The following is a 7291-nucleotide window of genomic DNA, read 5'->3' on the forward strand; positions in this document are numbered from 1 at the left end:
GTCCCCTCTGCAATATGACCACACCCCCGCACAATTCTCCGACACCGAAATCCGTTCGGAATATGTTATCTTTGTACCGACCAAAACACACGACCGCCATGGCAGGATTCATAGGATTCGGGCGCAAGCCCCGTCAGTTCGAATACAAACCCCGCTACTGGGATCCGGAAGCCGAAGAGCGAGAAACGCGGCGGCGGATGATCCTCGGCGACGACTACGCCGAGGGAGAGTACCGGCCGGGGATGTACATCCGCGAGCGGCGTCTGCTGCGGATGCAGGAGCAGGAGCGCGAACGGGCGCAGCGGCAGAAACGCAACTCGATCCGCACGGTGCTCTTTCTGGCCGGAGCGGTGGCGGTGCTCTACCTGATGTTCAACTACCTCGGACGGGCGATGTAGCCTCTTCCCCCGCTGATTCCACACTTCATTTAATGCAATAACCCGTGTCGAACGATCTGATACAGATACTTCCCCACACCGTCGCGAACCAGATCGCGGCCGGCGAGGTGGTGCAACGTCCCGCCTCGATGGTCAAGGAGCTGATGGAGAACGCGGTGGATGCCGGGGCCCATGCCGTGAGCGTCGTGGTGCGGGACGGCGGCAAGAGCCTCGTGCAGGTGATCGACGACGGATGCGGAATGGCGGCGGGAGATGCCGTGGTCTGCTTCGCGCGACACGCTACGTCGAAAATCCGGGAGTCGGAAGACCTCTTCGCGCTGCGCACCTTCGGGTTCCGCGGCGAAGCGCTCGCCTCGATCGCCTCGGTGGCCGAGGTCGAGCTTCGGACGAGGCGCGAGGAGGACGAGGTGGGGACGCTGGTCACCATTGCGGGAGGGACGGAGGCCGACGCGCGCACCGAAAGCGTCAGCTGTCCGAAAGGGACGCAGATCACGGTGCGCAACCTCTTCTTCAACACCCCGGCGCGGCGGAAGTTTCTCAAAGCCAATCCGACGGAGACCAAGCAGGTCATTACGGAGTTCCAGCGCGTCGCGCTGTGCCATCCGGAGATGGCTTTCACCTTAGTGGCGGACGACAAGACGCTGTTCAGCCTGGCGCCGGGCGGACTGCGGCAGCGCATCGCGGCGGTCGTGGGACGCAAGACGGGAGACAAACTCTTGGATGTGGAGGTCGATACTCCGATCGTGCGGATCGGCGGCTACATCGGGCTCCCGGCGACGGCCAAAAAGAGCGGCGGCGAACAGTTCTTCTTCGTGAACGGGCGCTATTTCCGCAGCTCGTACCTGCAAAAGGCGGTGGTGAACGGATACAACAAACTGCTGCCGTACGGCTACACGCCGTCATATTATATCTATATCGAGGTCGACCCGTCGCGCATCGACGTGAACATCCATCCGCAGAAGACCGAAATCAAGTTCGAGGAGGAGCAGGCGTTGTGGCAGATGCTCGCTTCGGCGGTGGGGCGGAGCTTGGGGCGGCACAATATCGTGCCGATGCTCGACTTCGACAACCCGACGCCGATCGACATTCCGGTTTACAACCCGTCGCCGCGACAAGATGCGGACGGGAGCGGTTCGGGCATCGGAAGCGGGAGGCGCATGCCGCCTCCGCCGCCGGCAGCGACTCGCGATGACTACAACCCGTTCCGCAGCTACGACCGCAAGGAGTGGGACACGCCGGCGACGACCGATTTCGGAATGGGGGGCAGGTCGGGGAGCGCGCGGGCGGCTTTCGAGGATCCGGAACAGGCGCCGTTTACGGAGATGATTCCGCCCGACCTGCTGATTCCGGACTTCGGCGGAAGCAACGGCGGGAGTGAGGCGAACGGCAACGATACATTGCAAGGGACTTTGCCGCTGGAAACGACGACCGAGGTTTTCGTCGACGATGAAACGATTCGTTCTGCGGCGAACGGCATGCCGGACGACACAACGGCCCGGGCATTGGTGTTCGGGGCGGGGAAATATATCGCTACGGCAACGGCGGACGGGCTGGTGATCATCGATCGGGCGCGGGCGCGGATGCGGATTTTGTACGAGGAGTTTTTGCAGCGGATGGAGAACGACTTTTCGGTGGTGGGCCAGCGGGATCTCTTTCCGGAACGGATCGAACTGGCGGCGGCCGACCACTTTCTGCTGGTCGAACACACGGCGGAGCTGGCGGCGATGGGGTTCGACATCCGGGATATGGGAGGGACGACGGTGGTGGTCTACGGGCTGCCGGTCGAGATGGGCGAGAGCACGGCTCCGGCACAGGCGGTGGAAGAGCTGCTCCGGCAGATCAAGGAGGAGGGGGTCTCGCTGCGGGACAACCACCGCGAACGGCTGGCCGAGGCTATGGCCCGAAGCTGTTGCGCTCCGCTCTTCGCTGCGGGCGGGGCGGGTTCTGTGACGACGATGGAGGCGGAGGCGTTGATACGCAAACTGTTCAGTTGCGACGAGCCTAACTATACGCCGGACGGGCGACCGGTGATGAGCGTCGTTTCGGCGCTGGAGGCGGAGAAACGGCTGAAACGCTGATACGCGTCGAACAACAGGATTAGAGGCGACCAGTGGAAATGCGTGAGCATTTCCCGTCCACACACCCACAGGGTGTTTTGTTAGGGTTGTTTCTGCCTTATAGCCAGCGCGCGGACAAAAGATTTGGGCCGTCGGCAGCGGGAGGATGCGTCAGCATCCGTCTAAAGTTTTTTTGGTTCTTTTTGTTCACAACCGACGCTACCAGCGAGGGCAATGCAAACATAGTTTGCAAATTGCCGAGCGGCGAGGAGGAAAACGAGCGCAGCGAAGTTAAAAAGAACAGTACCCGTCCGGGCAATGACCAGATCGCGCGCCACGCCTTAAGAGGGAAATCGTCAAAACTCGCTTGTGTGTTTTGACAAGATTTCCCCAGGCGCGCAAACTGGGTTGGGCCGTCAGCAGTTTGAGGATGCGTAAGCATCCGTCTAAAGTTTTTTCGGTTCCTTTTGTTCACAAAAGGAACAGTTCAAGGCGGGACAAAGCTCGATCCGCGCGCCCCGCCTTGGGAAATCTTGTCAAAACTCGCAAGCGAGTTTTGACAAGATTTCCCAAGGCGCGCGAACGAAGAACGGAGCGCGCGAAAACGTGGCGGAGCGAAAGCGGAGCCGCAGTGAGGCGGACACGGGGCAGAGAATTGGGGCGAGCTTTGGGCTGTGCCTGTTCTTCGGGCGCGAAAACTGTAGCAGGTTTTCGCGCCGCGCCGGGCCGAGCTTCTGCGGCTCGCAGAGCCGCGCAGTTCGCCGCCACCCCACGCGGCGGGCTGCAACTCGACGGGGCTCGTTGCATTCACCGCTGGCGGCGAACTGCTATAGACTGAGAGCGAATAGCGCGATTCCGTGAGGAATCGCCGTCCTCGGCGAGAGCGACGCCATAGCGGCGCGGGGGAGGTGCGCCGAAGACGAATAGACTATGCTTTTGCGGTTCGTTGAACCGCCGGGCCTGCGCGCTGGGCCTTTGGCCCACCCCCGGAGCGCGCAGCCCGACCCCCCCCCAAAAAAACGGGGCACGAATGCTTGCGATTCAAGGAATCGCGCGGGCCGGAGCCATCCCCGGCGTAGGGCCGCCACTCGCGATGCTCGTTTGGCCCACGTTGGCTCCGGACGCCGGAGTCAAATTAAAATAGGGGCGAAGCTACCCGTTGTTTGGGGTAGCCTCAACCAAAATAACCCGCCGCCTCTACCCCAAAATCAAGGCCGCCCGCTTTTGAGTACCGCGTGACACCGCCCCCGGCGGAAGCAAGAAACCGCAAAAACCTCAACAAGCAAGACCCTCGAAATACACGAACCGACCTCGAAGCACAAGAAAACGAATGAACAACAGCAACATCTTCGGCCCACGCGCCGGGTCGCCCCGCAGCAGCGTGGTGATGAACCTCATCATCCTGACCGTCATCGTCTTCGTCGCGCAGATCGCCCTGCCCGAAGGAGTCGGAGGCGAACGCATGATCGACCTCTTCGGACTCCACTTCTGGAAATCCACCGAATTCCACCTCTGGCAACCCCTCACCTACCTCTTCCTCCACGGAGGTTTCGACCACCTGTTCTTCAACATGTTCGCCCTCTGGATGTTCGGCCGCGTGCTCGAATACGACATGGGGTCGGGACGATTCCTCGCCTACTACCTGATCTGCGGCGTGGGAGCCGGGCTGTGCAACCTGGCGGTAAACTGGGTCGAATACAACCACTTCCTCGGACTCGGCTACGCCGAAACCATGCCCGCACAATTGCAAGCCTGGGCCGACAACATCGTCACCATCGGCGCATCGGGAGCCGTGTTCGGCGTGCTCCTCGCCTTCGGCATGTTCCATCCCAACGACCGGATCATGCTCCTCATCCCCCCGATTCCGATGAAAGCCAAGTGGTTCGTCGTCGCATACGGCGTGCTGGAGCTCTTCCTCGGCGTGACGCAAAAGGGATCCAACATCGCCCACTTCGCACACGTCGGCGGGATGCTCTTCGGGTTCATTCTGCTCCGGATATGGAAACGAACCGGCAAAATTTACTACTAACCCTTTCCTCTCCCCCTCTTACTCCTCCGCCCCGATGAGCGCCAACCGTTACAACGCCGGAAGCAATTACTACTACCTCGACCAGAGCCAGCCGAGACGATGGTGGCACACGCTGCTGCACCTGCTGCTCGTGCTGGTCACCGTCCTGTTCGCCGGCGCGCTCGTCATGGCCTACCTCAGCACCGGAATCAGTCCGGAACGGAGCTGGATTTTCGCCTTTTTCGGACTCGGCGCCCCGTTCCTCTTCTTCGGCAACTTCGTCCTGCTGCTCGTATGGATTCTCCGCTGGAGATGGTGGGCTCTGGTGCCTGCCATCACGCTGCTGCTCGGCCTCGGACACCTCGGCACCCTTGTCCGTTTCGACTTCCGCAAGGAGTACCCCGCCGAAAACACGACCGCGGCCGCACGGCGAACGGCTAAAAAAGAGCCCGCGCGACTCTCGATCCTCACCTATAACACCCACGGCTTCGTCTACGAACAGAGCCGACACGACGGATATCGGCGTATGGTGGACAGCGTGGCCGCTTACGTGCAACGCATGCAGCCCGACGTCATCTGCTTTCAGGAGTACGAGACGATGAACCGCGGCGACGTGCGGCTGATCGACAGCCTCTACCGCGACTGGCCGTACCGGGCCTATCACTTCGTTTCGGGCGGCGCCGAGGAGGTGGGATACGGCGTGGCGATCTTCAGCCGGCTGCCGATCCTCAAGGCGAGCGGCACCCTGTTCGAAGGCTCGCGGAACACCATGCTCCAGGCAGATCTGCTCGCCGGGCGCGACACCCTGCGACTCTTCAACAACCACCTCCAATCGACCCAAGTCGACGAATGGAGCCGCGACCGGGTCGAACGGCTCGACGTGCGGGGCGACAAGGAGAGCAAACACTTCGTCCGCAGCCTCGCCGGGCGGTTGCGCGACAACTACCGCCGACGGGCCGTACAGGTCGACACCATCTCGCGGATGATCGAAGCGTCGCCCTATCCGGCCATCGTCACGGGCGACTTCAACGACACGCCGGTCTCGTACACCTACCACAAAATGCGCGGCAAGTTGGACGACACGTTCGTCAATGCCGGCAGCGGATTCGCATACACCTACAACCGACTCTTCTCGATGCTCCGGATCGACTACGTCTTCCACGCTCCGGAGTTCGAAACGCTCGAATACCGCTCCGACGCGCTGCCGTGGTCGGATCACAATCCGGTGTTCGTCCGGATCGGCTTATCGCCGGCCGACGGCGCGGCCAAAGAAAAACGGAAATAACTTTTCACTCCTAATCAGCACATGACAGAACAGACTGCAATACAATCGCTTATCGAAGCGGCATGGACGGATCGGACTTTGTTGGACCGACCGGAAACGAAACAGGCCATTCGGGAGGTCATCGACCGGTTGGACAAAGGCACCCTGCGCTGTGCCGAACCGACGGGGAGCGACGGGGCATGGCGGGTGAACGAATGGGTCAAAAAGGCGGTGATTCTCTACTTCCCGATCCAGAAGATGCGCCGGATGAGCAGCGGCGACATCGAATTCTTCGACAAGATGGAGACGAAGCAGGATTTCGAATCGCTCGGGGTTCGGGTCGTGCCGAACGGAGTGGCCCGCTACGGGTCTTACCTGGCGCCGGGGGTGATTATGATGCCGTCGTATGTGAACATCGGAGCCTATGTCGATTCGGGGACGATGGTCGACACGTGGGCGACGGTGGGGTCGTGCGCGCAGATCGGCAAGGGGGTGCACTTGTCGGGCGGAGTGGGAATCGGCGGGGTGCTGGAGCCGGTACAGGCCGCTCCGGTGATCGTCGAGGATCACTGTTTCATCGGCTCGCGGTGCATCCTGGTCGAGGGGGCGCACATCGGCGCCGAGGCGGTCTTGGGGGCGAACGTGGTCATCACCGGATCGACGAAGATTATCGACGTGACGGGCGAGAAACCGGTGGAATACAAGGGACATGTGCCTCCGCGGTCGGTGGTGATTCCGGGTTCCTACACGCGGCACTATCCGGCGGGCGAGTATCAGGTGCCGTGCGCGCTGATTATCGGTCAGCGCAAGCCTTCGACCGACCTCAAAACGTCGCTGAACGAGGCGCTACGGGACTTCGGCGTCTCGGCGTAGCACGCGCGGTTGGTCGGAGTAGATCCGACTTAGGGTAGAGGCAGCCGGTTGTTTAGGGTAGTTCCAGCCCATTGCCCCCCGCGGGCACGCGGCGTTTATTCCGAGAGGCAACGCAACTGAAAACCGTGGCCGCGATAGTGCGCGTTGCTGGGGTAGAGGCCCTGCGTGTAGAAGCCCAAATACCGCACCGTGACGTCGCCCGTCACCGGCGTACACGACCAACTGTACCCGCTGTTGCCGACGCTCCTTGCTACACCCTCATAGCTCGCGCGGCCGTAGTCGCGGTAGCCCGGGGCGGTGCGTGTGCGGTTCGCCGCCAGCGGAGAGTGCAACGAGTTCCGCCGAGTTGCAGCCACCGCAGGGGGTGGCGACGGACTGCGCGACCCTACGGGTCGCAGGATTGCGGCATAAAGGAGACTGCCTCTACCTTAAAGGAATCGCCGGGGGATTTTCAAGGGGGATGTAAGTCCCCCTTGAATGTGCTTTTTGCCTACTTTTTAACTGCGCTACGCTTGTTTTCCTCCTCGCCGCTCGGCAATTTGCAAACTACGTTTGCATTGCCCTCACAGGCAGCGTCGGTTACCACATAGTAAAAAGTAGGGGCCCCCGCGGCCTAAGCGGATCAGAGAGAAGAGATAAACAGTCTCCTCGACATGGACAGCCGCCCGACTTTAATTCGAAAACATCGAGT

7 protein-coding genes are annotated in these 7291 nt (G+C 61.3%); 5 read left to right on the forward strand and 2 right to left on the reverse strand.

Going from position 1 to position 7291, the window contains the following annotated elements:
- The first annotated feature begins 98 nt into the window (after positions 1-98).
- A complete protein-coding gene (locus tag ACTO3O_RS09545; RefSeq protein ID WP_297628617.1) occupies positions 99-398 on the forward strand; it encodes a hypothetical protein in 300 nt (99 codons plus the stop codon).
- A gap of 44 nt (positions 399-442) precedes the next feature.
- A complete protein-coding gene (gene mutL, locus ACTO3O_RS09550) occupies positions 443-2476 on the forward strand; it encodes a DNA mismatch repair endonuclease MutL (protein ID WP_297831649.1) in 2034 nt (677 codons plus the stop codon).
- A gap of 97 nt (positions 2477-2573) precedes the next feature.
- On the opposite strand, the gene ACTO3O_RS09555 is transcribed toward mutL, so the two are convergent.
- Complete coding sequence (locus ACTO3O_RS09555; RefSeq protein ID WP_297831652.1) at positions 2574-2897, reverse strand: hypothetical protein; 324 nt, start codon at positions 2895-2897, stop codon at positions 2574-2576.
- An 888-nt stretch (positions 2898-3785) separates the two neighbouring features.
- On the opposite strand from ACTO3O_RS09555, the gene ACTO3O_RS09560 reads away from it, so the two are divergent.
- The 3 genes from ACTO3O_RS09560 to ACTO3O_RS09570 are packed head-to-tail and all read left to right on the forward strand — an operon-like array spanning position 3786 to position 6600.
- On the forward strand, positions 3786-4484 hold the full coding sequence (locus ACTO3O_RS09560) for a rhomboid family intramembrane serine protease (protein WP_297831655.1): 699 nt from the start codon (positions 3786-3788) through the stop codon (positions 4482-4484).
- Between the two features lie 34 nt (positions 4485-4518).
- On the forward strand, positions 4519-5748 hold the full coding sequence (locus ACTO3O_RS09565; RefSeq protein ID WP_297831660.1) for an endonuclease/exonuclease/phosphatase family protein: 1230 nt from the start codon (positions 4519-4521) through the stop codon (positions 5746-5748).
- A gap of 21 nt (positions 5749-5769) precedes the next feature.
- The gene (locus ACTO3O_RS09570; protein ID WP_297831662.1) at positions 5770-6600 is read left to right on the forward strand and encodes a 2,3,4,5-tetrahydropyridine-2,6-dicarboxylate N-succinyltransferase; all 831 of its coding nucleotides are present in this window, start codon (positions 5770-5772) and stop codon (positions 6598-6600) included.
- Positions 6601-6695: 95 nt separating this feature from the next.
- Here ACTO3O_RS09570 and ACTO3O_RS09575 read toward each other — a convergent pair whose 3' ends face one another.
- Positions 6696-6932, reverse strand: coding sequence for a hypothetical protein (locus ACTO3O_RS09575; protein WP_297831665.1), 237 nt, complete (start codon positions 6930-6932; stop codon positions 6696-6698).
- Positions 6933-7291 lie beyond the last annotated feature (359 nt).

It is taken from the genome of Rikenella sp. (assembly GCF_056799795.1).

What these genes read in the sequence shown, in the direction of transcription:
- ACTO3O_RS09545 (WP_297628617.1), top strand. Translation starts at nt 99, where the DNA reads ATGGCAGGATTCATAGGATTCGGGCGCAAGCCCCGTCAGTTCGAATAC.
- ACTO3O_RS09555 (WP_297831652.1), bottom strand. Translation starts at nt 2,897, where the DNA reads ATGCTTACGCATCCTCAAACTGCTGACGGCCCAACCCAGTTTGCGCGC.
- ACTO3O_RS09570 (WP_297831662.1), top strand. Translation starts at nt 5,770, where the DNA reads ATGACAGAACAGACTGCAATACAATCGCTTATCGAAGCGGCATGGACG.
- ACTO3O_RS09565 (WP_297831660.1), top strand. Translation starts at nt 4,519, where the DNA reads ATGAGCGCCAACCGTTACAACGCCGGAAGCAATTACTACTACCTCGAC.
- ACTO3O_RS09560 (WP_297831655.1), top strand. Translation starts at nt 3,786, where the DNA reads ATGAACAACAGCAACATCTTCGGCCCACGCGCCGGGTCGCCCCGCAGC.